Genomic DNA, 20,921 nt, shown 5'->3' with positions numbered 1-20,921 from the left:
GGAATCAACCTGCCGTCACGGATGTCGGCGCGCCCGCCGCGCCTGCGCCCGCGGCCCCACAGCCGTCTCCCGTCGCCGCTCCCGCCCCTCTGGCGCCGGCACCCTCCGTCTTCGCGCCTCGTACGCCTGACGCCCCCGTGCGGGAACAGGCTGTTGCCGTCGACACGACCTCCGAACACACGATGACGCGGCGAGAGCTGCGCGCCCAGCAGGCCGCCCTGTCCGCAGCCGCGGAGACTGCGCAAACCGATATCGTGCCGGCCGAGACCGCACCCGCCGCGCAGTTCCCGCCGGTGGCCCCGGCCCCGGCCTCCCTCGGCCTGTCCGACCCGCGCGCTTTCGACATCGACATCGTCAACATCCCGGCGGCCCCGGCCCCGGTGGCTCCGCGCGTCGAATTCATGGTCGAAGCAGCGGGGAGCAAGGTCGGCAAGGCCGGCAAGTCCCGTCCCGGCGTTCTTCACCCGCCCGTCGGCCACTGGTCGCTCGCCCGGGACGAAGACGTCGACTCGCTTCCCGGAGTCACCCAGCTCGAGCCGTTCGACCAGATAGTGGCCCGCGGTATCAGTGCGGGCGGCATCCCGACCACCACGAACGCCCTGATCCTGCCGTCCATCCCGCACCAGGGCAACGCGTCCGGGCCGTTCACGAGCACGGGCGAGATCATGGTCACCGGCTCGATCGACCTGCCGCGCAGCCTTGGCTCCACCGGACAGCACCCGAACGTCTACGACTCGTCCGACATGGACCAGCTGCTCGACCAGCTCGACGACGTGGGACACCACAACGACGTCGCACCGGTGAGCGCCAGCCGTGCCGTCAGCACGCACGCGTCCACGCGCGGCGTCATGGCCCCACCGAGCAAACCCGGACTGACGCTGCCTATCGTGCTGACCATCACGGCTGGAGTGCTCGCCTTCGGCGTGCTGGCCCTGCTCGTCGCCGGCTACGTCTTCCGAATTTTCTAATGCCACCCATTTCACATTCACTAACTCAGGGATTCATTCGATGACCGCTTCTGCCCATGCTCTCGAGCTCCTCAAGGTGGCCGCCGCCGCCGCAGACTCGAAAGCGGGGGAGGACCTCGTCGCGATCGATGTGTCCAACCCCCTTCCTCTCACCGACATCTTCCTGATCGTCACGGGGCGCTCCGAGCGCAACGTCGTGGCTATCGCCGGTGAGATCGAAGACAAGATGACCGAGGCCGGGTTCAAGCCCCTGCGCCGCGAAGGACGCGCCGAGGGCCGCTGGGTCCTGGTCGACTTCGGCGACCTCGTCGTGCACATCTTCCACGAGGAAGAACGCGTCTACTACTCCCTCGAACGCCTCTGGAAAGACTGCCCGGTCATCCCCATCGAACTCCCCGCCCCCCGGGTCGCCGAGTAACAGTGGTCAACGGCACTCAAAACGTGTCGTAGACTAGACAAGTTGTTTCGGAGAGATCCGAAACACTATCTGGGTCCGTGGCGCAGCTGGTAGCGCACCTGCATGGCATGCAGGGGGTCAGGGGTTCGAATCCCCTCGGATCCACCAAGTAGCACAGTTACGACAGAAAAGGCCCCGACTTCGGTCGGGGCCTTTCTTTGTTGCCCGGTGCTCTGCCGCAGATTCTTTCGGGTTGCGCCTTCGGGTTATTCTTCTACCCTCCGGAATCCGTGCAGCCCTAGCGCCCGTCCGCGCCCGGGGCGACCATGGCCGTATCGAGGAGGTGCGACGATGGTCGTTTTCACAGATCGAGCGGATGCCGGGCGCCAGCTGGCCGAGCAACTCGAGTACCTGCGCGGGCAGGACGTGGTGGTGCTGGGGCTTCCCCGTGGCGGGGTGCCCGTGGCCGCCGAGGTGGCCGAAACCTTGGACGCTCCGCTGGACGTGATCGTCGTGCGGAAACTCGGTGTGCCCTACCAGCCGGAACTGGCCATGGGCGCGATCGGCGAGCACGACGTGCGGGTGCTCAACACGCCGGTGCTCAATCTGACCCGGGTCACGGACGAGGAACTGGCCGACGTCGAGGCCGTGGAGCGCGCCCAGCTGCACGATCGCGTGGCCCGGTTCCGCAAGGGCCGGCAGCGCGTCGACCTGACCGGCCGGATCGCCCTCATCGTCGACGACGGCATCGCCACCGGGTCCACGGCCCGGGTCGCCTGCCTGGTCGCCCGGCAGCTCGGAGCGAAAAAGGTCATCCTCGCCGTACCGGTCGGTCCCGCCGACACGATTCATCACTTTCCGGGAGCCGACGAGGTCGTCTGTCTCTACGTGCCGGCGCAGCTGATCGCGGTCGGCAACCACTACTACGATTTCAGTCCGACCAGCGATTCCGAAGTGACCGTGCTGCTGGACGCAGCCGCAGAACGGATGCGCCGGATCACCACCGACACCGGCGACCCCGACCGGGAAGTCGAGATCCCCGCCGACGGTGTGCATCTGGGCGGTCACCTGCGCCTTCCGGCCGGAGCCACCGGGGTGGTGCTGTTCGCCCACGGCAGCGGCAGCAGCCGCTACAGCCCCCGCAACCGGTTCGTCGCCGAGCTGCTGAACCGGGCCGGCCTGGGCACGCTCCTGCTCGACCTGCTCACCCCGGAGGAGGAGCCCGACCGGGCCAAGGTCTTCGACATCGGGCTGCTCGCGAACCGGCTGGCCGCGGCCACCCGGTGGCTGGGCACCCAGCCGGACACCCGCACCCTCCGGGTCGGCTACTTCGGCGCCAGCACCGGGGCCGGAGCCGCTCTGTGGGCCGCGGCCGATGCCGCGCTCGGCACAGGCACAGGCACAGGCACGAGCACGGGCACCCAGGTCAGCGCCGTGGTGTCGCGGGGAGGACGCCCGGACCTCGCGGGGCCGCGGCTGGCCGGAGTCCGGGCCCCCACCCTGCTGATCGTCGGCGGGGCGGACACGCTTGTTCTGGAACTCAACCGCCAGGCCCGGGCCCTGCTGCGCTGCCCCAGCGAGCTGGCCGTCGTCCCCGGGGCCACGCACCTCTTCGAGGAGCGGGGCACCCTCGGCGAGGCCGCCGCCCTGGCCCGAGACTGGTTCCTGGAGTACTTGGCCCCGGCCGGTTCCGAAACGGAGCAGTCCCCGGAAGCCCGCGCCACGGGGTCGACGGAATGAGCCGGAAAACCGGGACGCCGCGTTGGGCCGGCTAGTGTCCGCCGCCGAGGTTTCCGGCCAGGCGGGCGCGGATATCGGTGCTGGCTTCGTTCATGCCCACGATGACGGCGCGTTTGCCGTGGCGCTCGTACTTGTTCGTGATGGCGTCGAGCGCGGCGACGGTGGAGGCGTCCCAGATGTGGGAGGCGGACATGTCGAGGACCACGCGGTCCGGGTCGTCCGCGTACTCGAACTGGGTGGTGAGGTCGTTGCTTGAGGCGAAGAAGAGTGCCCCGGTTACGGTGTAGTACGCGGTCGGCACGGGCTCATCGGTCGAGACGGTCCGTTCCACATCCACGAGGTGGGCGACCCGGCGGGCGAAGGCGACCATGGCCATGAGCACACCCACGACCACGCCGATGGCGAGGTTGTGGGTGAGCACGACGACCGCCACTGTGGCAAGACCATCGACACCCTGGAAGGCGCCAGCGAGGGTGCCGACACTGTCGCCGTGCGATCAGACCTGGATTCCTTCATCAGGCAAGCCGAAGAGCGGCGCCAAAAGCTGCAGGATCAGCTCGCGATGGCCGACGAATTCCTTGAGCTCCTGCGCCAGCAGTGAGACGGCGTTCCGACGCTCACCGCGCCCAGGCGCCGGTGTCGAGGGTTCGGGCGATGGCGTGAATGGCCTCGGGGATGACGCGGTAGTGCACGCTCATCCCGTGACGCTCCTTGGTCAGGATCCCGCTGGTCTGCAGCTTCTTGAGGTGATGACTGACCGTGGGCTCCGACAGTTTCACGACCGGGGCCAGGTCGCAGGTGCAGGCCTCTTGATTCGGCTGGGCCAGGAGGTATGCCAGCAACTGGAGGCGCACTGGGTCGGCCAGGGCCTTCAGGCGCACGGCGAGGGCGATCGCATCGTCAATTTCGAGGGTGGCGCTGTTCCCCAGCGGACCGCAGCAGATCGGCGAGACGTCATCGAGGAGCGGAAGCGTTTTGGGCATGGGAACAGTCTGTCACCTTCTTGACACATATCAAAGAGGTGGACATACTTGTAATTAGATGAACGTCGAAGAATTCGGCGTTCCCGGTCAAGGAGCAGTTGTGAGCATCGCGGAACGGATACCGACCACCACCCGTGGGCGGGTCGCCATCCTGATTGCAGGGGTGGGCCTCTGGGCTCTGGCCTACTGGGTCAACGAATGGTTCTGGGACGTCGTTCTCTACGACGCATTCGGCCTCGACCCGAAGAGTCGGGTCACCGAGACCATCCACTTCTTCATCTACGACTCGCTCAAGATCCTGCTGCTCCTGGCCATCATCATCTTCGCCTCGACCGTGCTCCGCTCCTTCATGAGCGTCGAGCGCACCCGGGCCTTCCTCGGCGGCAAACGCGAGGGAGTCGGCAACATCCTCGCCGCCGGCCTCGGCGTGATCACCCCGTTCTGCTCCTGCAGCGCCGTGCCCGCATTCATCGGCTTCGTCGCCGCCGGCGTGCCGATCGGCGTCACGATGAGCTTCCTGATCGCCAGCCCCCTGGTCAACGAGATCGCCATCGGCCTGCTGTTGACACTGTTCGGCTGGGAGATCACCGCCCTCTACATGGTATCGGGCCTCCTGATCGCGATCGTGTCCGGCTGGATCCTGGGCCGCCTGCACGTCGAGAAGTGGGTGGAACCCTTCGTCTTCGACGTCAAACTCGGAGGCCAGGTCATCGACCCCTCGCTCGGCCTCACCTTCGGGCAGCGGATGCAGATGGGCGTCGAAGAGGTCAAAACCATCATCCAGAAGATCTGGATCTACCTGCTCGTCGGCATCGGCCTCGGCGCCCTCATCCACGGCTGGGCCCCGGCCGATTTCTTCACCACCTACGCCGGCGCCGACAACCCCTTCGGCGTGCTGATCGCGGTCTTCATCGGCATCCCGCTCTATTCCAACGCCGCCGGCATCATGCCGCTGGTCGCCGCCCTCTACGACAAGGGCCTCCCGATGGGAACCCTGCTCGCGTTCATGATGGCCGTCGTCGCCCTCTCACTGCCGGAGATGATCCTGCTCCGCCGGGTGCTGAAGCCGCAGCTGCTCGCCATCTTCATCACGACCACCGGCCTCGGCATCATCGCCGTCGGCTACCTCTTCAACGCCATCCTGGCCTAACCATCACCTCTGAAAGGAACCATCCCATGATCATCAAGATCCTCGGTCCCGGCTGTGCCAATTGCGTCAACCTCACCAAGGCCGCCACCGTCGCCGTCGCGGAGCTCGGCCTGGACGCCACCATCGAAAAGGTCGAAGACTATGCCGCGATCGTCGGCTACGGCGTGATGAGCACCCCCGCGCTCGTCATTGACGAGAAGGTCGTCGTGTCCGGCCGGGTGCCGAACCTCGCCGAGGTGCGCACCCTCCTCACCGCCGCGAGCCAATAACCCCACCGAGGCGGGATGCTCAGCGCGCCCCGCCTCGATGCCGCCGCTCCAAAAAAAGGGAATCGTCAGACCATGAACATCAAGATCCTCGGCGCGGGGTGCACCAAATGCGTGAGTCTTTACCGTGTCACCACCCAGATTGTGCAGGAACTCGGCCTGGACGCCACCGTCGAGAAGATCGACGACTATGCCGTCATCCTCGGCTACGGCGTGATGAGCAGCCCCGGCCTCGTCATTGACGAGAGGGTCGTCTCGGTGGGCCGAGTTCCGACACCCGCTGAGCTCCGGAAACTATTGGACGCTCAGGCCTCGCGGTGACGACCGCCGTTCACGCCTGCTCTCCGACGGTACCGGCCGCTTGGGCCTCCTCGGCAGGTCCGGCACCCTCACCCGGCCAGGGGCAGTTACGTTGCGGCGCTGTAACCGGCCAGGCCGGAGCCGATGACAGTGACGTTCTCGATGCTCATGGTTACCGGTCCCGGGGTGTGAGGGTGTCCAGCAATCGTTCGACCCGGTCCTTGATCTCGTCCCGAATCACACGGACTTTCTCGAGCGAGCGGCCGGCCGGGTCCGTCAATGCCCAGTCCTGGTAGGTCTTCCCTGGATAGACCGGGCAGGCGTCACCGCACCCCATGGTGACGACGACATCCGCGGCCTGCACGACATCGTCGGTGAGGGGCTTCGGGAAGGCCTCGGTGAAGTCGAGCCCGATCTCGGCCATCGCCGCGGCGACCGTGGGATTCACCTCACGCGACGGGGCAGAACCGGCTGAGCGAACGTGCACGGCCCCGCCGGAGAGGGCGTTCGTGAACACGGCCGCCATCTGCGACCGGCCGGCGTTCTGCTCGCAGACGAACAACACCTCGGGCACAGAGCGCGCGATCGCACCCTTGGCCTGAGCCAGTGCGGTCACCCGGTCCGTGGCGAACCGGATCGTGTTGGTGGCCAGGTGCGCCTTCACCGTCGACGTGCGCAGCAGGGCCGTGAAGGACTCGAGCACATAGCGTTCGACCGTCTCGGCACTGAAGACGCCCGCGAACCTCACGGTCAGGTCGCGGGCAAGGCGCTTCAGATACTCCTCGGGGTAGGTCAGGCCCGGCAGTGACCGGCGAGCGCCGGTGTCGCTCATCGTGCGCTGGCCTTAGGCCGTGGCGGGGAGGATCTCGGCGAGCAGGGCCTGGATGCGGGCCTTGATCTCGTCGCGGATCGGGCGCACGGATTCGATGCCCTGGCCGGCCGGGTCGGCGAGTTCCCAGTCCTCGTAGCGCTTGCCGGGGAAGATCGGGCAGGTGTCGCCGCAGCCCATGGTGATCACGACATCCGATTCCTTGACGGCCTCGGTGGTGAGGATCTTCGGCACGTTGTGGGCGATGTCGATGCCCTCCTCGGCCATGGCCTCGATCGCGACTGGGTTGATCTGGTCCTTGGGCGCCGAGCCGGCGGAGAGCACCTCGACGCGGCCCGCGGAGAGAGCCGTCATGTAGCCGGCGGCCATCTGGGAGCGGCCCGCGTTGTGCACGCAGACGAAGAGAACGGTGGGCTTGTCACTCATGAGTGGTCATTCCTTCTTGATTTCTTGAGGGCGGCGCGGATCAGGGGGCCACCTCTGCGACGACAAAATCGATGCGTGTCGAGGTGAAGTCTCGACAATACATCGATGGATGTCAATTTATAGAGATGATGTTCACATGTCGTTCACCCACCGCCACCGCAGTGCACCTCGCGGGGCGCCACGCCACAACCGGACTACCGTTCGACGTCTACCCATTCGTGGCCGAGGGCCTCCAGCTCCGCGCTGCCGGCCGTTGCACCGGCCACGATCGCGGCGAGCCGCGCGGCGTCGTCACCGGCGATGTGCAGTACCGCGTCACGCCCATAGTCCGTCCCCAGGATGAGCACTCCGCGCTGGCGCAACTCGGCCTCGATGCGACCGGCATCCGCGTGGGAAAGTGCAAGCCTGAACAGTTCGCGGCGCTCGCGCCCCACCACCAGCCCGCCGGACTGGGCCTCGTCGATCGTGGTCAGAACGGCCTCCGAGTAGGCGCGCACGAGGCCGCCGGGACCGAGAAGTACGCCACCGAAGTAGCGGGTGACGACGGCCACGCAATCGACGAATCCGCGCCCGGACAGTGCCTCGAGCATGGGCCGACCCGCCGTTCCTGACGGTTCGCCATCGTCATTCGAACGCCGCACCTGGTCTGGTGCGCCGCTCGGCCCGAGCACGAATGCCGAGCAGTGGTGGCGAGCACTCCAATGCTCCTTACGCGCGTCGTCGATGGCGCCACGCGTGGAATCCTCTGTCTCGGTGCGAACGAGGCGGCAGAGAAATTTGGATCGCTTCACTTCGATCTCGGTGTCAACGCGGCTGCCGACGCCGCTGTGCAAAGTGAGATCGGGCATACGCCCAGTCTTTCAGTCCGACTCATCACCGGCGCGCTGGTGAGGACTGCGTGCGAGACTCACATTCACCAGTTCGATCCCGCGGGGTTGCATGGATTCATCGGTCATCTCAACGATGATGCCGGGATCGAGCGCCGGCGGGGTGCCGCCGTCAAACTTGTAGTGCAGGTCACAGCTCGGGTGAATCCACACCGAACTGCGGCCATTTCCGACCTGTGCCGACTCTCGCCAGGAGAGTAGGAAACTCTCACCGCGACGCAGCTTCGTCGTGATGACGGCCTTCAGATGAGCCAGCACGTGATCATCGATTCGAATCGGGGTTCGCCCGGATCCGTAGAACAAGGTGCGCATGGATGCTCCCGCCTGAGCGCGACCGCCGCCGCGCCCGTGTGCCCCACACACTAACCCGTTCGGGGTTTCGCAGTCTGCCGGATCCGACCAGGCAGCTTCCGGTTCGAGGCTGATTCGGCTGGCCGGTCGTGCGCCTAGAGATATTAGGCAATTATATTGGTATCGTAGGATTAACCGGAAAGGGGCCACCATGGCACGAAGAGGACTGACCACGCAACGCGTGACCGTCGCAGCGGCTGATCTGGCCGACGAGATCGGTTTCGAAGGCGTGACGGTCTCGGCTGTGGCGCGCCTTTTCGGAGTCAGGGATGCGAGCCTCTACTCCCACATCAAGAACGTGCAGGATCTCCGGACACGGGTGGCCGTGTTGGCTCTGGCCGAACTCGCCGACCACGTAGCCGCCGCTTTGGCCGGCCGTGCGGGCAAGGACGCGCTGGTCGCATTTGCCGACGCCTACAGGGCTTACGCCAAAGAATATCCCGGGCGTTACGCCGCGACTCGGCTGGAGCTCGATCCTGAGGTGGCTGCCGCCAGTGCGGCGGGTCGGCACGCGGCGATGACCCGGGCCATCCTTCGGGGCTATGCACTCGAGGAACCGGACCAGACCGATGCGGTGCGGCTGCTCCACAGTGTGTTTCACGGCTACGTGAGCCTGGAACGTTCCGGAGGCTTTCAGAACACGCAACGAGCAGCGGATGCTTCGTGGTCCCGGGCCTTGGATGCCCTCGACGTTGTCTTGAACAATTGGCCGCCGGCCTGACGGCACCACACTGCCCATCACTGCCCATTCCCCGCATTCAACAGTTCTGCTACAGAGACAGAAGGCATCGCCACCTCATGCTCCCGCTCACCGCCCCAGACATCCGGTCATCCTTCATCAACGCTTCGCTCCGGGAGCGAAAGGCTCTCACCCTTCCCCGTGACTTCGAAACCCTGTCCTGGGACAACCTCGACTACCTCGGCTGGCGGGATCCAAAGGTCCCTGGGATCGGTTACGTCATCGTCGACCTCGTGGAGGGCCCGGTCGGGATTCTATTGCGTCAGGCCGACGGGAAGACCAGAACGCGGCCCCAGTGCTCATGGTGCGAAGACGTGCATCTTCCGAACGACGTGGTGTTCTTCAGTATCAAGCGTGCCGGCCAGGCGGGTCGCAACGGCGACACGGTCGGCACCCTGGCATGCGCCGGCTTCGAATGCTCGGGAAACGTCCGCAAGCTCCCCCCGGTCGCCTACATCGGCTTCGACGTGCAGGCAGCGCGCCAGCGACGCATCGAAGCGCTCAGGGCCCGCGTTCAGAATTTCGCTCGGAGCGTCCGCGACGGAAAGTAGGGGCGCCCGCACGACGGTTGGACCCTGCGGAGCGCAGACGGAAGCCGCACGGCGCACTCAGACAACACCATCGCCATCGTCATCACCGGGCCGATCATCCTCCAGCGGCCGCGCCGATATTCCTGCGGACGCTCAGCTGCCGGCGGGAGGGCCCGCAGGACTGGTCGGCGGGATTGCGCTTTCCGATAGCGAGAGCGCTCGCTCCCAAGCCGTTTGGTTTCGATTGACGTACTCGGCCGCTCCACGCCAGAATTCACCGTGCCCGTTCACGTACATATCGGCCCAGGGCTGAAGACCGGTCTCATAGGAGGTGCACAGGAGTTCGAACATTGCCGCGGTCCGTTTCGCCATTGCCGCCGGAAGCGCCTCGCGGAGCAAAGCGTCGGCCTCATACCCATCGATGAACGCCCGGAGCCTCGACGCGGCGGACTCGACGGGTTCACCGTTAACCAGCAGGGCGAACGCCTGGGCGGCGTAGGCCAGGTCCCACAGCCGGGTGCTCGGCCCCGCACCATCCCAATCGATGAATACCCAGCGCTCGCCAATGACGAGGTTCCACGGCGCAAGATCGTTGTGGCACATCAGGTTCGGCTTGTCCGCTGGCAGCAGCATCTTCCAACCCTCAGGGTCGGGGACCGGAATAGATTCGCTCACATCGTGGATGCGGCGGATCATCCGACCGACCCGGCGCAGGTCCTCGGCATGAAGCGGCATCTGACTCAGCGCGATCGCGCCTTCCACATACTCGACCGTCTGACGACCGGTCTCATCGCGGCCGAGCGGGTGCGGAGCGTCCACTCCGTGCGAACGGAGCGCCGCAAGGTAACTCTGCACGACCAAGCTGTTGTCGATCCAGGGCTTTCGCACCGTGCCGCCCACTCGCACAACACGGCCGGACGCGTTGCCCCCGGTCAGTTCTTGCTCTGCCTCACCCATACCAGCAGGCTAGTGGCCGCACGGGTCTCGGTGGAGCTTCGCAGTGACGCGTGAGAGGGCAAAGACCACCGTTGAATGCCCTCATTCTTCCCTTCGGGGTGATCTCGCGGGTCCAGGACCGTCAACCTGCCGCCGTCTTTCCCTGTGTGTGTCGGCCCGTCCGCGGATGCCGCCAGGACCTGACGGATACTGGAACGGTGCAGATTCCTCCGACCCCCGAGTCCCGCCCCCTGCGGTGTCCCTGCCTGAGCGGCAACCCTTATGCCGAGTGCTGTGGACGGTTCCACCGCAGGGAGGCCGCCGCACCCACCGCCGAGGCGCTGATGCGTTCCCGCTATGCGGCGTTCGCGGTCGGCGACGCGGCGTACCTGTTGGCGACGTGGCATCCGCGCACCCAGCCGGAGACGTTCGCACTGGACGACGAGCTGCGGTGGACCCGCCTCGAGATCGAACGGACCGTGGCGGGCGGCCCGTTCGACACCGAGGGGGTGGTGGAGTTCACGGCGTACTGCCGGGACCGGGGCACGCCGTCGACGCAGCACGAGGTGAGCCGGTTCGTGAAGATCGATCGCCGCTGGGTCTACCTGGACGCGGTCTGAGCCGGCCTCGTCTAGGCGAACGGCAGGAACAGGGCCGCGAGCAGGGCGATGTAGACGATGACGAACACCCCGGGGGTGCCGAAGCGCACAATGTCGATCCAGGCCTCGGACGCCACGATCCGCTTGCCGAGTGTGCTGAGCACCGGCACGGCGCGCAGATCCTCGATGATCGCCAGCCCCTCGTTCGCGGCGGCGATCTGGGCGAGGGCGCCGAGCACACCGGAGGCCAGCAGGATGCCGGCGGCGGCGATGCGCACGCTAACCGCCGCGGTGTCGAGGCCGAGGGAGAGGAGCGCCACGAGGGAGGTCAGCAGGAAGGTCGGTGCGAACTGGGACACGATGATGTGCCAGCGGGCCTTGGTCCACAGGGTGATGAGGTCGAGTTCGGTCATGTCGGAGGCTCCTGCCTTGGTGGCGACCGATTCGCGGCCGCCGGTTTCATTCTGCCCGACCGTCCGCCCGGCCTCACGTCTGCACCGGAATATCCTGACGGCAGCCACGGTTCTCCCTATCTATACATTTGCATAGACTTTGTACCATGATCAAGGAGCGCAACCACATGACGCAGAAGTTCGAACTCGGCCTGGACACCTTCGGAGACGTCACGTTCGACGCCTCGGGAACGCGCCTCTCCCAGGCTCAGGTGCTGCGCAACGTGGTCGCCGAAGCGGTGCTGGCCGACCAGGTGGGCCTGGACTTCTTCGGAATCGGTGAACACCACCGGGAAGACTTCGCGGTGTCCGCCCCCGAGGTGGTCCTGGCCGCGATCGCCGGGCAGACCACCGGCATCCGTCTCGGCTCGGCCGTCACGGTGCTCAGCTCAGACGACCCGGTGCGCGTCTTCCAGCGGTTCTCGACCCTCGACGCCGTCTCCGGCGGCCGTGCTGAGGTGATCCTCGGCCGGGGATCCTTCACCGAATCGTTCCCCCTCTTCGGGTTGGAGCTCTCCGACTACGAGAAACTGTTCGAGGAGAAGCTCAACCTGTTCACCGAGCTGCTCAAGGAGGCGCCCGTCACCTGGGCCGGGGAGACCCGCGGCGGCCTGACCGATCAGCGCGTGTTCCCGCCCACCGAGTCAGGGGCCCTCACCACCTGGATCGGGGTGGGTGGAAGCCCGCAGTCCGTCGTGCGCGCCGCCCACTACGGCCTGCCGCTGATGCTCGCCATCATCGGCGGTTCCCCGCTGGCCTTCGCCCCGCTGGTCGAGCTCTACCACCGGGCGCTGGCCCAGTTCGGGAAGCCGACGAAGCCGATCGGCGAACACTCCCCGGGGTACATCGCCGGCACGGATGCCCAGGCCCGGGAGGAGATGTGGCCGCACTACGCCGCCATGCAGGACCGGATCGGGCGTGAACGCGGCTGGGGTCCCGTGACCCGGGAACGTTTCGAGCACGACGCCGGCCCGGACGGCGCCCTTTTCGTCGGATCGCCGGAGACCGTGGCCCGCAAGATCGCCGCCGCCGCGCAGGGACTGGGGCTCTCCCGCTTCGACCTGAAGTACAGCCTCGGCACCCTGGCGCACGAGAAACTGATGACCAGCATCGAGCTCTACGGCACCGAGGTTGCGCCGCTCGTGCGTGAGCTGCTGGCCGACTGACGTCCCGGCCCCGGCGGGGCCGCGCTCGTCGCCACCGGGACCGGCTCCAGCACGAGGTCCGCGAGCGGGCGTTCCTCGACCGAGCGGAGGCTCGTGACGGTGGCGTAGCCCAGGCGGAGCAGGTCGGCGTCGCTCCCGGACTCCGCGTGGGCCGCGTTATCGGCCACGGCCAGGCGGATCTGATGCCGGTCCTGCTGCGTCATCGTGGTTTGCACGATGCCGAAGCGGGCCAGTTTGGCCGTACGGACCTCCGGCGGCTCGTCGCCCACGATTATGGGCACGTTCAGGTTCAATACGGTGCCGGTGGGCTGGTCGAGCAGGAACGGGATCAGCCGGGCGGCCAGGCGTGACGCGACGCCCCAGCGCGGGGTCGTCGTGTCCGGGGCAACGTCCAGGGACACGGCCAGGCCGCGACCGCCGTTGACGCCCGCGGTGAGCGCGGCCCCCACCGTGCCGGAGTGCAGGATGGCCCGGCCCACGTTGGCGCCCGGATTCACCCCCGAGAGAACCAGCTCGGGCGCCTGGCCGAATGCGCCGTGGCTGGCGATCAGGCTGATCAGGGCGGGGGCGGCGTGTACGGCGTAGCAGGGCACCCCGTCGAGACCCTCCAGGTGCCGACGGTCGACGACGATGCGGCCATCGGTTCCCGTGGAAGTGATGGAGGCCCCGCTGCCGCTGGATTCCGCCGCCGGAGCGGCGACCACCACGTCCAGGCCGGCGTCGAGGGCCGCCAGGGCGAGCCGGAGCAGGCCGGGGGAGTTGATGCCGTCGTCGTTGGTGATGAGGGTCGTGAATGCCGGGCTCATTCGTTCTGCACCGTCTGTGCGAGTTCGTCCGGGGTGAGCCTCTTCGCGAACGCGGGGACCCACTCCACCGGGTAGACGCGCACATGGTCCCGCAGCAGCCGCACGGTCTCAGCCTTGCCGGTGCCCAGGCCGTGCCGGGTCACGTTCAGGGCGCCGGCGGCCGCACCGACCGATACGGCCTCCTCGATGGTGCCGCCCGCCGCCAGGGTGGCCGCCACACCGGCCGTGAGGGAGTCACCCGCGCCGTGCGGATCGGCGATCTGCATCGTGGGCACGCAGACCTCGCTGAGCGTGTCGTCGGCCAGCAGAAGCAGGGGCTTCTCCGCCCGGCTGATGATGACCGTGTCCGCTCCCTCGTCCCGCAGGCTGTACGCGGCGGCGAAGAGCTGCTCCTCGTCGGGCGCGCTGATGCGGCCGTCGGCCAGCAGCTCGTCGTCGCTGACCTTGACGACACTGACCTTGCCGCCGAGGGCCGCGGTGAGGCGCTCCCCGGCGAGGTCGGCGATCACGAACCGGCCGGTGGAGCGCAGGTCGGCGGCCAGGCGCCGGTAGACATCCGCCGGCACGACGTCTTCTCCGGCCGGCCCGCTGAGAACGATGGCGTCCGCGCCCAGCCCGGCCCGCAGGGTGAGGTCGTAGAGCTCGTCGAGGTCATGGCGGGAGAGCGGCTCACCCTGGGTCGCAGCGACCTGGCTGCGCTCGCCGCCACGCCGGTCGTGCACATAGGCGGCACCCCGGCCGGCCCGGCGCACGGCGAGCACCCGGATGCCCTCATCGGCGACGAGGTGACCGAGCACCTGGCCGGTCTCACCCGTCAGCACGCAGCACATCGTGACCGACGCGCCGAGGGCCTGCAGCATCCGTGCCTGCCAGACGCCCTGCCCACCGGCGTGCAGATGGATGTCGGCGTGGTCGGCCCGGCCCTCGACGGTGACGGTCAGGACCGGGGACGGCGCGAAGATGACGACCTCGTTCACACGGGCATACTACCCAGACGGGGCCACAGGAACACTGCTGTAGCGTACTGATGGGCCCGAGGCACGCTTTGAACCGCAGGTCCACTCGAAACTTGAGGAGCCCCTTTGGAAACCTGGCCCGGTACCGCTTACCCGCTTGGCGCAACCTACGACGGAAGCGGCACGAACTTCGCCCTGTACAGTGAGGCCGCCCACCGGGTGGACCTCTGCCTGTTCGACGACGACGGAATCGAGACCCGGGTCGAGGTGATCGAATCGGATGCCTTCATCTGGCACTGCTACCTGCCGCTGATCCAGCCGGGGCAGCGCTACGGCTACCGCGTGCACGGTGAGTACAACCCGGCCGAGGGCAAGCGCTCCAACGCGAACAAGCTGCTGCTCGACCCGTACGCCAAGGCCACCTGCGGCAGCATCGACTGGGACCAGTCGCTGTTCTCCTACAACTTCGGCGACCCCGATTCCCGCAACGACGAGGACTCCGCCCCGCACATGATGCTCGGCGTGGTCGTCAACCCGTTCTTCGACTGGGTCGGCGACCGACCGTTGCGCACGCCCTACCGTGACTCCCTCATCTACGAAGCCCACGTCAAGGGGCTGACGAAGCTGCAGGAGCTCGTGCCGGAGTCGCAGCGGGGAACGTACGCGGGCGTCGCGCATCCGTCGGTCATCGACCACCTGCAGAAGCTCGGCGTGACCGCGATCGAACTGATGCCCGTGCACCAGTTCGTCAACGACGGCACCCTCGAGGAAAAGGGCCTGAACAACTACTGGGGCTACAACACCATCGGCTTCTTCGCACCCCACAACGCGTACTCGTCGACCGGGGACCTCGGAAACCAGGTGCAGGAATTCAAGGGGATGGTGCGGAGCCTGCACGACGCGGGCATCGAGGTCATCCTCGACGTCGTCTACAACCACACCGCGGAGGGCAACCACCTCGGCCCGACGATCTCCTTCAAGGGCATCGACAACGAGGCGTACTACCGCCTGATGGACGATGACAAGCGCTACTACATGGACTACACGGGCACGGGCAACACCCTGAACGTGCGCCACCCGCACTCGCTGCAGCTCATCATGGACTCGCTGCGCTACTGGGTGATCGAGATGCACGTCGACGGTTTCCGGTTCGACCTGGCGTCGGCGCTGGCCCGCGACCTCTACGACGTGGACAAGCTCTCCACCTTCTTCGAACTCGTGCAGCAGGACCCGATCGTGTCCCAGGTCAAGCTCATCGCCGAGCCGTGGGACGTCGGCCCCGGCGGCTACCAGGTCGGCAACTTCCCGGCCCAGTGGACGGAATGGAACGGCAAATACCGCGACACCGTGCGCGACTTCTGGCGCGGCGAACCGTCGACGCTGGGCGAGTTCGCCTCGCGCATCACCGGATCCGCCGACCTGTACGAACACTCCGGACGCCGCCCGGTGGCGTCGATCAACTTCGTCACCGCGCACGACGGGTTCACCCTCTCCGACCTGGTCTCCTACAACGAGAAGCGCAACGACGCCAACGGGGAGAACAACCAGGACGGCGAGTCCCACAACCGGTCCTGGAACCTCGGCGAGGAAGGGCCCACCTCCGACCCGGAGATCCTCGTCCTGCGCGCCCGCCAGCAGCGCAACTTCCTCGCCACCATGCTGCTCTCGCAGGGCGTGCCGATGATCCTGCACGGCGACGAGCTCGGCCGCACCCAGAACGGCAACAACAACACCTACGCGCAGGACAACGAGCTGAGCTGGCTGCACTGGGACGAGGCGGACCACCCGCTGATCGAGTTCACGGCCGCAGTGTCCCGGCTGCGCCGCGAGCACCCCACCTTCCGCCGCAGCCGCTTCTTCGACGGGCACCCCGGCAAGCGCAACCCGGCCGACGCCCTCAGTGACATCGTCTGGCTGACCAGCGACGGCACCGAGATGCAGTCCTACGACTGGGACGAGAACCGCACCCGCACGGTCGCGATGTTCCTCAACGGGGACGGCATCCGGGAACGCGACTCCCGCGGCCAGACCGTGACCGACGTGAACTTCCTGCTCTGCTTCAACGCGGAAGGCGAAGACGTCGAGTTCACCCTGCCTCCGGTCGAATACGCCCCGGAGTGGGAGGTCGTCGTCGACACCGGCGGCGAGGGTGCCGACTCCATCCCGCGCCCGGCCAGCGCCAAGCACACGGTCACCTCCCGGTCGATCGTGGTCCTCCGCGCCTACCACGCGCCGGAGACCCCGCCGGATCACTCCGTGGCCGCCTCGCTGGCCGCCGGCCACGCCGGCGCCATCACCGTGGTCGACGCCGAGTTCCTGGCCAACCAGTGAGGATCCCGCTCTCCACCTACCGGCTCCAGATCACGGCGGCGTTCGACCTGGACGCCGCGGCATCCGTGCTCGACTACGTGACCGAGCTCGGCGCCGACTGGATCTACCTGTCCCCGCTGCTCGCGGCCGAGGACGGCTCTGACCACGGCTACGACGTGATCGACCATTCCGGGATCGACCCGGTGCGCGGGGGCGCGGAGGCGCTGGCCCGCCTAACGGCCGCGGCGACGGATGCCGGCCGCGGCATCCTCGTGGACATCGTGCCCAACCACATGGGCGTCGCGACCCCGGCCGGCAACGCCTGGTGGTGGGACCTGCTCCGGCTCGGCGGCTCGTCCCGCTATGCGGAAGCCTTCGACGTGGACTGGGCCGCGGGCGGCGACCGCATCCTGCTGCCCGTGCTCGGCGACGGCGCGGACGAACTCGACCGGCTGAGCGTGGTCGGCGACGAACTGCACTACTACGACAACCGGTTCCCCCTGGCACCCGGCACGGCCGACGACGGAGCGGATGCCCGCACCGTGCACGGGCGGCAGAGCTACCAACTCGTCGGCTGGCGCCGTGCGGACGCGGAGCTGAACTACCGGCGGTTCTTCACGGTCAGCACCCTGGCCGGGCTCAAGGTTGAGACCCCCTGGGTCTTCGACGAATCGCACCGGGAGATTCTCCGCTGGGTGCAGGACGGTCTCGTTCAGGGGCTGCGGGTCGACCACCCGGACGGCCTCGCCGACCCGGGCGGCTACCTGGACCGGCTGCGGGATGCGACCGGCGGGGCCTATGTCCTGGTCGAGAAGATCCTCGAGGGCGGCGAGCAGCTGCCCGCGAACTGGGCCACGAGCGGCACCACCGGCTACGACGCCCTCGCCGACTTCGACCGGCTCCTCGTCGACCCGGCCGGCCAGGGGGCGCTGGACGCCCTCGAGGCCCGGCTGCAGGCCGAGACCGGGGGCCAGGCGGACTGGCCGGAGCTGGTGCACACGCAGAAACGCGCCATCGCCGACGGCAGCCTCCGCGCCGAGGTCGAGCGTATCGTCCGGCTCCTGCCCGCGATCAAGAACGCCGACGACGCGGTGGCCGAGCTGTTCGCCTGCTTCCCGGTCTACCGCTCCTACCTTCCGGTCGGTGCCGAGAAGCTGCACGCGGCCGCGGCTACCGCGGCAGACCGACGGCCCGACCTCGCGCCCGTGATCGACGCGTTGCTGCCCATGCTGGCCGACCCGGGGCATCCGGCGGCCGTGCGGTTCCAGCAGACGTCCGGCATGGTGATGGCCAAGGGGGTCGAAGACACCTCCTACTACCGCTACAGCCGGCTGACCTCCCTCAACGAGGTCGGGGCCGACCCGGGGGAGTTCGCCGTCGACGCGGCCGAGTTCCACCGCCGGCAGCAGGTGCGCCAGGCCACCTTCCCCGCCTCGATGACCACCCTCTCCACCCACGACACCAAGCGCGGCGAGGACGTGCGGGCCCGCATCTCGGTGCTGGCCGAGATCCCCGCCGAGTGGGAAAACGCCCTGCGCGCCCTGCGCGCCGCCGCGCCGCTCGGCGACGCCCCGTTCGAGAACCTGCTCTGGCAGGCCATCGTCGGCGCCTGGCCGGCATCCCCGGACCGGCTCATCGCCTACGCGGAGAAGGCCGCCCGCGAGGCCGGCACCTCGACCACCTGGACGGCGCAGAACGCGGAGTTCGAAACCGCGATGCACCGCCTCGTGGCCGCCACCGTCGACAACCCGGCTGTCCGTACGACCCTGACCGCCTTCGTCGACCGGGTGCGCCAGGCCGGCTGGAGCAACGGCCTCTCCAACAAGCTCGTGCAGCTGACCGCGCCCGGCGTGCCGGACGTCTACCAGGGCAGCGAGCTCTGGGAGGACTCCCTCGTCGACCCCGACAACCGGCGCCCGGTCGACTACGGCGTGCGGCGCGACTACCTGGCCCGCATCGCCGGCGGCTGGCTGCCGCCCGTCGACGAGACCGGCGCCGCGAAACTCCTGGTCACCACGCGCGCCCTGCGGCTGCGGCGGGAAGCGCCGGAACGCTTCTTCCGCCACCTGCCGGTCGAGGCCCTCGGCGCCCGCGCCGAGAACGTGATCGCCTTCGACCGCGGCGACGCGGTCACCATCGCCACCCGACTGCCGCTTGGACTCGCGGCGGCCGGCGGATGGAACGACACCACCGTGGTGCTGGCCGGTCATCCCGTGATCGACTTGCTCACCGGGGCCCGCCACCCCGGGGGCATCACCCCCGTCGCCGCGCTGCTGCAGCGCTACCCGGTCGCCCTGCTCGTTGCGGACGACGGAACCGCACCCGCCACTGCCACCGCCACGGAAGGGGCCGTCGATGCCCGCTGAGTACTTCGAGGTCTGGGCGCCGACCGCCACCACCATGGCCGTCGCGCTGTCCGACGACACCCAGGTGCTGACGCGTCAGGCAGACGGATGGTGGCGCGCGCCCCGCCCGGCGGGCGACGGGCCGGTCGACTACGGCTTCCTGGTCGATGGCGAGGGGCCGTTCCCCGATCCGCGCTCCCGGCACCAGCCGAACGGCGTCCACGGCGCCACCCGCACCTTCGACGCCGCTGAGCACGTCTGGGGCGACCAGCGCTGGACCGGTCGCCAACTGGCCGGCAGCACCATCTACGAACTGCACCTCGGCACCTTCACCCCGGAGGGCACCCTGGCGGCCGCGGCCGAGCGGCTGCCCCACCTGGCCTCCATCGGCGTGGACTTCGTGGAACTGCTGCCGGTCAACGCCTTCAACGGCACCCACAACTGGGGCTACGACGGCGTGCTCTGGTACGCCGTGCACGACGGGTACGGCGGGCCCGCGGCCTACCAGGGCTTCGTGGACGCCTGCCACCAGGCCGGCATCGGCGTCATCCAGGATGTCGTCTACAACCACCTCGGACCCAGCGGCAACTACCTGCCCCAGTACGGCCCTTACCTGAGCCAGGCGGGCGGCACCAGCTGGGGGTCCTCGCTCAACCTCGACGGGCCGGACTCCGACCCGGTTCGGCAGTACATCATCGACAACGCCCTGATGTGGCTGGGCGACTACCACGTCGACGGCCTCCGGCTCGACGCCGTGCACGCCCTGCACGACGAGCGCGCCACCCACCTGCTCGAGGAACTCGGCTCCGCGGTCGACGCGCTGAGCGCATCCGTCGGGCGGCCGCTCAGCCTGATCGCCGAGTCCGACCTCAACGACCCCCGGATGATCACCCCGAGGGAAGCCGGCGGCTACGGCCTCACCGCCCAGTGGAGCGACGACTTCCACCACGCGGTGCACGTCTCGCTCACCGGGGAGACGTCCGGCTACTACGCCGACTTCGAGCCGCTCGGGGCCCTCGCCAAGGTGCTCACCCGCGGTTTCTTCCACGACGGCACCTTCTCCAGCTTCCGCGCCCGCACGCACGGCCGCCCGATCGACACGAAGAAGACGCCCGCGTGGCGCCTCGTCGTCGGCAGCCAGAACCACGACCAGATCGGCAACCGGGCCACCGGCGACCGGCTGCCCGCGACCCTGGATGCCGGCCAGCTCGCGATCGCGGCGACGCTGACCCTGCTCGGTCCGTTCACCCCGATGCTCTTCATGGGGGAGGAGTGGGGCGCCGGCACACCGTGGCAATTCTTCACCTCGCATCCGGAACCCGAACTCGGCGAGGCCACCCGCAAGGGCCGAATCGGCGAGTTCGCCCGGATGGGCTGGGACCCGGCCGCCGTCCCCGACCCGCAGGACCCGGCGACGTTCACCCGGTCCAAGCTCGACTGGGACGAGACCGCCCGGCCGGAGCACGCTCGTCTGCTCGCCTTCTACCAGGCCCTGGCGGGCCTGCGCCGCTCCCAGGCGGGGTTCACCGACCCCAGCCTCGACCGGGTCGCGGTGGACTTCGACGAGCACGAGCGGTGGCTGCGGGTCACTCGCGGCGACACCCAGATCCTGCTGAACCTGGCCGCGGTCGCCCGGCGTGTGTCGGCCGAGGCCGGCGCCGTGCTGCTCGAGTTCGCGGCCGAGGGCGAGGCCGTCCGGGGCCGCGACGCGAGCGCCGTGCTCCTGTCTCCGCACGCCGTCGCGATCCTGGCCGCCTCCTAAGCGGTCGCCGGTCCCGGTTCCTG

General features: G+C 68.2%; 23 protein-coding genes, 1 tRNA gene and 2 pseudogenes. 16 read left to right on the top strand and 10 right to left on the bottom strand.

Annotated elements, in window-relative coordinates:
* Positions 1-182 precede the first annotated feature (182 nt).
* From E3T42_RS13750 to E3T42_RS13735, 4 genes are all read left to right on the top strand, one after another.
* Positions 183-968 (top strand): hypothetical protein, encoded by a 786-nt coding sequence (locus E3T42_RS13750; RefSeq protein ID WP_134366130.1) that lies wholly within the window; start codon positions 183-185, stop codon positions 966-968.
* A 40-nt stretch (positions 969-1,008) separates the two neighbouring features.
* Positions 1,009-1,386, top strand: coding sequence for a ribosome silencing factor (gene rsfS / locus E3T42_RS13745; RefSeq protein ID WP_134366131.1), 378 nt, complete (start codon positions 1,009-1,011; stop codon positions 1,384-1,386).
* Positions 1,387-1,457: 71 nt separating this feature from the next.
* A tRNA-Ala gene (locus E3T42_RS13740) sits at positions 1,458-1,533 on the top strand.
* Between the two features lie 183 nt (positions 1,534-1,716).
* On the top strand, positions 1,717-3,105 hold the full coding sequence (locus E3T42_RS13735; protein WP_134403158.1) for a phosphoribosyltransferase family protein: 1,389 nt from the start codon (positions 1,717-1,719) through the stop codon (positions 3,103-3,105).
* A 31-nt stretch (positions 3,106-3,136) separates the two neighbouring features.
* Here the strand turns inward: E3T42_RS13735 and E3T42_RS13730 are convergent.
* Positions 3,137-3,541 (bottom strand): annotated as a pseudogene (locus E3T42_RS13730) (STAS domain-containing protein); the annotation flags it as partial.
* On the opposite strand from E3T42_RS13730, the gene E3T42_RS13725 reads away from it, so the two are divergent.
* Positions 3,515-3,706 (top strand): hypothetical protein, encoded by a 192-nt coding sequence (locus tag E3T42_RS13725; protein ID WP_134366133.1) that lies wholly within the window; start codon positions 3,515-3,517, stop codon positions 3,704-3,706. The pseudogene E3T42_RS13730 and the gene E3T42_RS13725 sit on opposite strands and share 27 nt — an antisense overlap.
* A gap of 16 nt (positions 3,707-3,722) precedes the next feature.
* Here the strand turns inward: E3T42_RS13725 and E3T42_RS13720 are convergent, their stop codons facing one another.
* The gene (locus tag E3T42_RS13720; protein ID WP_134366134.1) at positions 3,723-4,088 is read right to left on the bottom strand and encodes a metalloregulator ArsR/SmtB family transcription factor; all 366 of its coding nucleotides are present in this window, start codon (positions 4,086-4,088) and stop codon (positions 3,723-3,725) included.
* A gap of 100 nt (positions 4,089-4,188) precedes the next feature.
* Here E3T42_RS13720 and E3T42_RS13715 point away from each other — a divergent pair, with 100 nt between their 5' ends.
* From E3T42_RS13715 to E3T42_RS13705, 3 genes are all read left to right on the top strand, one after another.
* Positions 4,189-5,238: a permease gene (locus tag E3T42_RS13715; protein WP_241976155.1), complete on the top strand. Its 1,050-nt coding sequence runs from the start codon at positions 4,189-4,191 to the stop codon at positions 5,236-5,238.
* 26 nt (positions 5,239-5,264) lie between these two features.
* On the top strand, positions 5,265-5,507 hold the full coding sequence (locus tag E3T42_RS13710; protein WP_134366136.1) for a thioredoxin family protein: 243 nt from the start codon (positions 5,265-5,267) through the stop codon (positions 5,505-5,507).
* Between the two features lie 72 nt (positions 5,508-5,579).
* Positions 5,580-5,825, top strand: coding sequence for a thioredoxin family protein (locus E3T42_RS13705; RefSeq protein WP_134366137.1), 246 nt, complete (start codon positions 5,580-5,582; stop codon positions 5,823-5,825).
* A gap of 151 nt (positions 5,826-5,976) precedes the next feature.
* Here the strand turns inward: E3T42_RS13705 and E3T42_RS13700 are convergent, their stop codons facing one another.
* The 4 genes from E3T42_RS13700 to E3T42_RS13685 form a co-directional block, all read right to left on the bottom strand.
* Complete coding sequence (locus E3T42_RS13700) at positions 5,977-6,636, bottom strand: arsenate reductase ArsC (protein ID WP_134403157.1); 660 nt, start codon at positions 6,634-6,636, stop codon at positions 5,977-5,979.
* A gap of 12 nt (positions 6,637-6,648) precedes the next feature.
* Positions 6,649-7,059, bottom strand: a complete 411-nt coding sequence (locus E3T42_RS13695; RefSeq protein ID WP_134366139.1) for an arsenate reductase ArsC — start codon at positions 7,057-7,059, stop codon at positions 6,649-6,651.
* Positions 7,060-7,253: 194 nt separating this feature from the next.
* The gene (locus E3T42_RS13690; protein WP_134403156.1) at positions 7,254-7,907 is read right to left on the bottom strand and encodes a YigZ family protein; all 654 of its coding nucleotides are present in this window, start codon (positions 7,905-7,907) and stop codon (positions 7,254-7,256) included.
* A 12-nt stretch (positions 7,908-7,919) separates the two neighbouring features.
* Positions 7,920-8,258, bottom strand: coding sequence for a hypothetical protein (locus E3T42_RS13685; protein WP_134366141.1), 339 nt, complete (start codon positions 8,256-8,258; stop codon positions 7,920-7,922).
* Positions 8,259-8,478: 220 nt separating this feature from the next.
* Between E3T42_RS13685 and E3T42_RS13680 the strand changes: the two genes are divergently transcribed.
* From E3T42_RS13680 to E3T42_RS17675, 3 genes and pseudogenes are all read left to right on the top strand, one after another.
* A complete protein-coding gene (locus tag E3T42_RS13680) occupies positions 8,479-9,018 on the top strand; it encodes a TetR/AcrR family transcriptional regulator (RefSeq protein ID WP_241976153.1) in 540 nt (179 codons plus the stop codon).
* A 77-nt stretch (positions 9,019-9,095) separates the two neighbouring features.
* Positions 9,096-9,587 (top strand): FBP domain-containing protein, encoded by a 492-nt coding sequence (locus E3T42_RS13675; RefSeq protein WP_134366143.1) that lies wholly within the window; start codon positions 9,096-9,098, stop codon positions 9,585-9,587.
* A gap of 12 nt (positions 9,588-9,599) precedes the next feature.
* Positions 9,600-9,689 (top strand): annotated as a pseudogene (locus E3T42_RS17675) (type I methionyl aminopeptidase); the annotation flags it as partial.
* Between the two features lie 30 nt (positions 9,690-9,719).
* Here the strand turns inward: E3T42_RS17675 and E3T42_RS13670 are convergent.
* Positions 9,720-10,523: a phosphotransferase gene (locus E3T42_RS13670; RefSeq protein ID WP_134366144.1), complete on the bottom strand. Its 804-nt coding sequence runs from the start codon at positions 10,521-10,523 to the stop codon at positions 9,720-9,722.
* Positions 10,524-10,720: 197 nt separating this feature from the next.
* On the opposite strand from E3T42_RS13670, the gene E3T42_RS13665 reads away from it, so the two are divergent.
* Entirely contained in the window at positions 10,721-11,122 is a 402-nt protein-coding gene (locus tag E3T42_RS13665; RefSeq protein WP_241976151.1) for a YchJ family protein, read from the top strand.
* 11 nt (positions 11,123-11,133) lie between these two features.
* Here E3T42_RS13665 and E3T42_RS13660 read toward each other — a convergent pair whose 3' ends face one another.
* A complete protein-coding gene (locus tag E3T42_RS13660) occupies positions 11,134-11,514 on the bottom strand; it encodes a hypothetical protein (RefSeq protein WP_134366145.1) in 381 nt (126 codons plus the stop codon).
* 167 nt (positions 11,515-11,681) lie between these two features.
* Here E3T42_RS13660 and E3T42_RS13655 point away from each other — a divergent pair, with 167 nt between their 5' ends.
* Complete coding sequence (locus E3T42_RS13655) at positions 11,682-12,719, top strand: LLM class flavin-dependent oxidoreductase (RefSeq protein ID WP_134403174.1); 1,038 nt, start codon at positions 11,682-11,684, stop codon at positions 12,717-12,719.
* On the opposite strand, the gene surE is transcribed toward E3T42_RS13655, so the two are convergent.
* Both surE and E3T42_RS13645 read right to left on the bottom strand, forming a co-directional pair.
* Positions 12,671-13,525, bottom strand: a complete 855-nt coding sequence (surE, locus tag E3T42_RS13650) for a 5'/3'-nucleotidase SurE (RefSeq protein WP_134403155.1) — start codon at positions 13,523-13,525, stop codon at positions 12,671-12,673. The genes E3T42_RS13655 and surE overlap by 49 nt on opposite strands.
* Positions 13,522-14,502 carry a PfkB family carbohydrate kinase gene (locus E3T42_RS13645; RefSeq protein ID WP_134403154.1) on the bottom strand — a complete coding sequence of 327 codons (981 nt, stop codon included), beginning with the start codon at positions 14,500-14,502 and terminating at the stop codon, positions 13,522-13,524. The genes surE and E3T42_RS13645 overlap by 4 nt, the downstream gene beginning before the upstream one ends.
* A 105-nt stretch (positions 14,503-14,607) precedes the next feature.
* Between E3T42_RS13645 and glgX the strand changes: the two genes are divergently transcribed.
* The 3 genes from glgX to treZ are packed head-to-tail and all read left to right on the top strand — an operon-like array spanning position 14,608 to position 20,898.
* The gene (gene glgX / locus E3T42_RS13640; RefSeq protein WP_134403153.1) at positions 14,608-16,812 is read left to right on the top strand and encodes a glycogen debranching protein GlgX; all 2,205 of its coding nucleotides are present in this window, start codon (positions 14,608-14,610) and stop codon (positions 16,810-16,812) included.
* Positions 16,809-19,157, top strand: coding sequence for a malto-oligosyltrehalose synthase (gene treY / locus E3T42_RS13635; protein WP_134366149.1), 2,349 nt, complete (start codon positions 16,809-16,811; stop codon positions 19,155-19,157). Before glgX ends, treY begins: the two co-directional genes overlap by 4 nt.
* Positions 19,147-20,898 (top strand): malto-oligosyltrehalose trehalohydrolase, encoded by a 1,752-nt coding sequence (gene treZ / locus E3T42_RS13630; protein ID WP_134403152.1) that lies wholly within the window; start codon positions 19,147-19,149, stop codon positions 20,896-20,898. Before treY ends, treZ begins: the two co-directional genes overlap by 11 nt.
* The last annotated feature ends 23 nt before the right edge of the window (positions 20,899-20,921 follow it).

It is taken from the genome of Cryobacterium sp. TMT4-10, assembly GCF_004403275.1.
GTDB classification, from domain to species: Bacteria; Actinomycetota; Actinomycetes; order Actinomycetales; family Microbacteriaceae; genus Cryobacterium; species Cryobacterium shii.
Note: the sequence above shows the minus strand (reverse complement) of the source record. Positions and strands in the feature narration are given on the sequence as shown.

Bases quoted from the DNA above. Each gene is read 5' to 3' on its own strand.
- E3T42_RS13670 (WP_134366144.1), bottom strand. From the start codon at position 10,523: ATGGGTGAGGCAGAGCAAGAACTGACCGGGGGCAACGCGTCCGGCCGT.
- treZ (WP_134403152.1), top strand. From the start codon at position 19,147: ATGCCCGCTGAGTACTTCGAGGTCTGGGCGCCGACCGCCACCACCATG.
- E3T42_RS13750 (WP_134366130.1), top strand. From the start codon at position 183: ATGACGCGGCGAGAGCTGCGCGCCCAGCAGGCCGCCCTGTCCGCAGCC.
- surE (WP_134403155.1), bottom strand. From the start codon at position 13,525: ATGAGCCCGGCATTCACGACCCTCATCACCAACGACGACGGCATCAAC.
- E3T42_RS13685 (WP_134366141.1), bottom strand. From the start codon at position 8,258: ATGCGCACCTTGTTCTACGGATCCGGGCGAACCCCGATTCGAATCGAT.
- rsfS (WP_134366131.1), top strand. From the start codon at position 1,009: ATGACCGCTTCTGCCCATGCTCTCGAGCTCCTCAAGGTGGCCGCCGCC.
- E3T42_RS13690 (WP_134403156.1), bottom strand. From the start codon at position 7,907: ATGCCCGATCTCACTTTGCACAGCGGCGTCGGCAGCCGCGTTGACACC.
- E3T42_RS13720 (WP_134366134.1), bottom strand. From the start codon at position 4,088: ATGCCCAAAACGCTTCCGCTCCTCGATGACGTCTCGCCGATCTGCTGC.
- E3T42_RS13675 (WP_134366143.1), top strand. From the start codon at position 9,096: ATGCTCCCGCTCACCGCCCCAGACATCCGGTCATCCTTCATCAACGCT.
- E3T42_RS13700 (WP_134403157.1), bottom strand. From the start codon at position 6,636: ATGAGCGACACCGGCGCTCGCCGGTCACTGCCGGGCCTGACCTACCCC.
- E3T42_RS13705 (WP_134366137.1), top strand. From the start codon at position 5,580: ATGAACATCAAGATCCTCGGCGCGGGGTGCACCAAATGCGTGAGTCTT.
- E3T42_RS13660 (WP_134366145.1), bottom strand. From the start codon at position 11,514: ATGACCGAACTCGACCTCATCACCCTGTGGACCAAGGCCCGCTGGCAC.
- E3T42_RS13710 (WP_134366136.1), top strand. From the start codon at position 5,265: ATGATCATCAAGATCCTCGGTCCCGGCTGTGCCAATTGCGTCAACCTC.
- E3T42_RS13655 (WP_134403174.1), top strand. From the start codon at position 11,682: ATGACGCAGAAGTTCGAACTCGGCCTGGACACCTTCGGAGACGTCACG.
- E3T42_RS13695 (WP_134366139.1), bottom strand. From the start codon at position 7,059: ATGAGTGACAAGCCCACCGTTCTCTTCGTCTGCGTGCACAACGCGGGC.
- E3T42_RS13735 (WP_134403158.1), top strand. From the start codon at position 1,717: ATGGTCGTTTTCACAGATCGAGCGGATGCCGGGCGCCAGCTGGCCGAG.